Here is a 3,773-nt window from a genome sequence, read left to right on the forward strand (position 1 = left end):
ATCAGATGATGAAATAGGGTTATTTCAGGATAGACTTATGGTGCTTCATTAAGCTAACGGGCAGGATAGTTAAAGATCATTCGGGCCGAACCGCATCATAAGTAGTGGCAAGTTTTTTGAGTTACAGATCGATGTTGGCCGTTTTGGCGGATGGGGTTAGTTCACCAAGTCACTTGACGAGCAGTTTGTCATCAAAGTCCTTGTCCCGCTCATGTACTCCCGTCCTGGAAAAGAAAAGACTCCCGAAACGAAATTCGAGAGATCAAACAAAAAATATTTACTCAAATTTTTAAATTCCTTCAAAAAAATACAAAAAGCGAAATGACATTTAAAACAATTGTAAAGGCGCATAATATCCTCTCGCTGAAATTATTGATTAACCAAAGCTAACTCCGTTCTACCTCAGCATCGTATTCCTGAGCACTGATTTGATTAAATTGACCATCAAATACAGCCGCAGTTTAAGATTTGAATATTGTTGGCTGTTTGCCGAAAAGGTCGTTCAGCGTATTGGAAATATCTAGCGGACTATCTTCGTTAAACTGAGTAATCGCTACTCGCAACGCAGTAAAGAGCATTGCCGCGCGGATGTGTATAAAATACTTCCAGTTCCTGTCATCAAGGCCAACGCTTTCTTTAATGAATTTCAATTTTTCTCCGATTACAAAGGAAAGCCGTGTTTGAAACTCCCCATATAGATTTGCTTTGACCAATGATAAAAATAGCTCTTTTTGGGAAAGCCAGAGTTCAAACAGAGATTTCACCGCCACATTGGAATCCGTATGGGGCCCCATGCGTTGGATTAATTCATCGAATACCGATTCCATCTGGTACAATACAACATCCGATTTATCATCAAATAAACGATAAAAGGTAGCTCTTCCCACGCAGGATGCGTTGATTATCTGCGTGACGGAGATGTCGTTATAATCCTGGATTGTCATCAATTGTTCCATGCCTTTGCAGATGAGTTTGGCGGACTTTGTTCTCCGCTTATCATTGCCGATGCGATACATTACCATCGCTCCTGTTCCACTTCTCGATTTTGTATTGTTTTCACTATAATATATGATACATTTGTATCACAGTATAAAGTTTTATAGCAAGCTGTAACTTTCAAATATGTACCCATCATCTGCAGTGGTTAGAAGAATTAGGGAGGAAAGATATGCTGTTTACAAGACCTGTTCGAAACACCGATCAACTACTGAAAGATAAATTTAGTATTAAGGAACTCATTGAGTTTGAGCGTTTTTGCAGGGATAACGCGCTATGGGACGAAATGCGCAAATGCTTCGCTCCGGATTCAACTGTGAAAATTTCATGGTTTACGGGAACTGGGGCTGAATTCGTAGACGCATCCATTAAAATGGATGCCCACGCACCGCATAAGCTTTATAACACGGTGATTCAACTGAACAACGACAGAGCCGTCGCGGTGACGATGGCAACCATACAGACCAGTGCGGATATAGACGGCTGTACAGTCGAGCTTCAGTCTGACTTAAAGCTGTTGTATCGCCTGCAAGTAATAAATAAGAGTTGGCATATCGTTTTCATGGAAGGAATCTATGAGAAGGACGCATTGCTTCCCAGCTCCGGCGGGTACTTTTCAATCGCGCGTAATGAACTTGATGAGTATAGACCCAGTTACGCAAATCTTTCCTATCTCCTGAAAATGAGTGGATTTGAAGTAAATATGGATCTTCCGGGTATCGACAGACCGGATTCTGTACAGCAGATTTACAATGAAGCCGAACATTGGCTTTATGAATAACCGGCGACGCATTTCCGCAGATTCCCTTGTTGTTCATTTGACCGGCCGTGTATAAATACTGATAGAGAGAGGGAACACCATGGAGCAAAAAACAGAAAGAAAAATTTTAAAAATGATTGGATTTGTGATTTTATCAGTGATTCTTTTCGGAATTGTTCTGGTGTTGATGATCAGCAGTGATGAACGCTGGTATGCGTATCTGATTCTGGCTGCTTCCGCCGGCTCGCTTATTATCCTGAGAAGAACGAAATTCTGGTATGGATGGCGAGTCCCGCTGTATTGGATATTAGCGCTTGTCATCGCATGGGGCGGTCTGTTTGCCGGCCAGCCTCCGGTGGATATTCAACCATACACCGCTATGAACCTGGAACAGCCCAGTGCTTCTTATAAGCTTTTGCTGAATAATGTAACTGTTGTGGATACACGCACGGGTAATTTAACTTCTAACATGAGCCTTCTGTCTGCCGGGGGCAAGATCATAGATATTGCACCGGCTGGAAGTATCAAGGCGGACAAAGACACGAAGGTTGTGGACGCCACCGGAAAGTATGCGGTTCCCGGGTACCTGGACATGCATATGCACATGATCGGGGAGGAGCATACCTCAGAAGCGATGAGTCTGTTGCTTGCCAATGGCGTGACCGGATTCAGACAGATGAGCGGTTCACCAGAGCTTTTGAAGGAATGGAGATCCGGCGCCTTTACCAGTTCTACGGATCAACCGGCGCTGCTCTCGATGCCTAGTAATGTCTTAACGCCGATGAATGCACCCACGCCCAAGGTTGCCGTGGATTATGTCCGCCAGCAGCAAAAGGAAGGGGCTGACTTTATTAAAATAGGGGGCGTTCGGCCGGATGTATTTAATGCCGTTCTAGCGGAGGGGAAAAAATTAAATATTCCGGTTGTCGGACATGTGCTTCCTGACGTGGACTTGAAAGTGGCTGCGGAAAATGGAATCCGCAGCGTCGAACACTTCGGAATCAACCACGGGGCCCTGATTTCCGCCTCAACTGACGAGAAGACCTTAAGAGCAAAGGCGACCGCGATTCCTTCGATCACGGCAAATCCAATCTTCGTTCAACTCATGAAGATCAAGGGGCTTCAAAATTTTGTGAACAAACAAGTTATGAGTGCAGCCATTAAATCTTCAGGAGGAGAAAAAGATCCAGCACTACTACAACAATTAATTGACACGTATAGTGAAGAAAAGGCAACCCAGCTTGCAGATATATTTGTTGAGAACAACACATGGCAAACCCCAACTGTAATGCGTATACATGCCGGTCTGTTATCTAGTGGGAGTGACTCCATTTCGCAGGAACTCTACAATCTTTATTTGCAACTGGTAAAGACCTACGATTCGGAAGGCGTTAAGATGATGGTTGGTACAGATGGCGGCGGCGGAGATAATTGGCGTGACGCTGGTAACTCCATACATCAGGAATTTGACGAACTTGAGAAAGCGGGGATCTCACCTCTTCATGTTCTCCAGATGACTACCTTTAACGGGGCTGAGTTTCTGGGACGTTTGGATGATATGGGCACCGTAGAAGCAGGTAAGAATGCTGATCTCGTACTCCTGGATGCAAATCCTATAGAGAGTGTACAAAATCTTCATAAGATTCATGCTGTTGTACGTGCCGGTTCCTATCGCGATAAGACAGAACTGGATGCTATTAAGGAAGAGATAGGGGCTAAATAAAAGCGGAAAGCAGAGATATGGATGGTGGTGGTACCTCTCCGCTGAATATTAGCGGTTGGGTTTATCTTTCAATATGCTACATCCATTGGAGCTTTAATTTTCTCTCCTAAGGAGCGTAGCGAAGTTAGGAGGTACAGTTAAAAAGTGGGTACATCCTAGAGTTGCAGAAGCACTTGAACAAAAATATCTAGGATAATATTAGTCTGTTAGTACAGATATGCCATAAAGGTAAGCGAACATTCCATAACCTAACGGGTACGTTAGTCATAATGAACGAGGCGGCCCCAATCGCTT

The 3,773-nt window shown here is 44.0% G+C and carries 3 protein-coding genes; 2 read left to right on the top strand and 1 reads right to left on the bottom strand.

Annotation, left to right across the window (positions count from 1 at the left end; translation table 11 throughout):
• Positions 1 to 461: 461 nt before the first annotated feature.
• Positions 462 to 1,016, bottom strand: coding sequence for a TetR/AcrR family transcriptional regulator (locus L691_RS0125925; RefSeq protein WP_025693111.1), 555 nt, complete (start codon positions 1,014 to 1,016; stop codon positions 462 to 464).
• Between the two features lie 152 nt (positions 1,017 to 1,168).
• Between L691_RS0125925 and L691_RS0125930 the strand changes: the two genes are divergently transcribed.
• Both L691_RS0125930 and L691_RS0125935 read left to right on the top strand, forming a co-directional pair.
• A complete protein-coding gene (locus L691_RS0125930; RefSeq protein ID WP_025693112.1) occupies positions 1,169 to 1,777 on the top strand; it encodes a nuclear transport factor 2 family protein in 609 nt (202 codons plus the stop codon).
• 79 nt (positions 1,778 to 1,856) lie between these two features.
• A complete protein-coding gene (locus L691_RS0125935; protein ID WP_025693113.1) occupies positions 1,857 to 3,479 on the top strand; it encodes an amidohydrolase family protein in 1,623 nt (540 codons plus the stop codon).
• Positions 3,480 to 3,773: the final 294 nt, after the last annotated feature.

The organism is Paenibacillus zanthoxyli JH29, assembly GCF_000520715.1.
GTDB classification, from domain to species: domain Bacteria; phylum Bacillota; class Bacilli; order Paenibacillales; family Paenibacillaceae; genus Paenibacillus_AQ; species Paenibacillus_AQ zanthoxyli.

Excerpts from the sequence above, each read along its gene's own strand:
- L691_RS0125935 (WP_025693113.1), top strand. The coding sequence starts at position 1,857 with ATGGAGCAAAAAACAGAAAGAAAAATTTTAAAAATGATTGGATTTGTG.
- L691_RS0125930 (WP_025693112.1), top strand. The coding sequence starts at position 1,169 with ATGCTGTTTACAAGACCTGTTCGAAACACCGATCAACTACTGAAAGAT.
- L691_RS0125925 (WP_025693111.1), bottom strand. The coding sequence starts at position 1,016 with ATGTATCGCATCGGCAATGATAAGCGGAGAACAAAGTCCGCCAAACTC.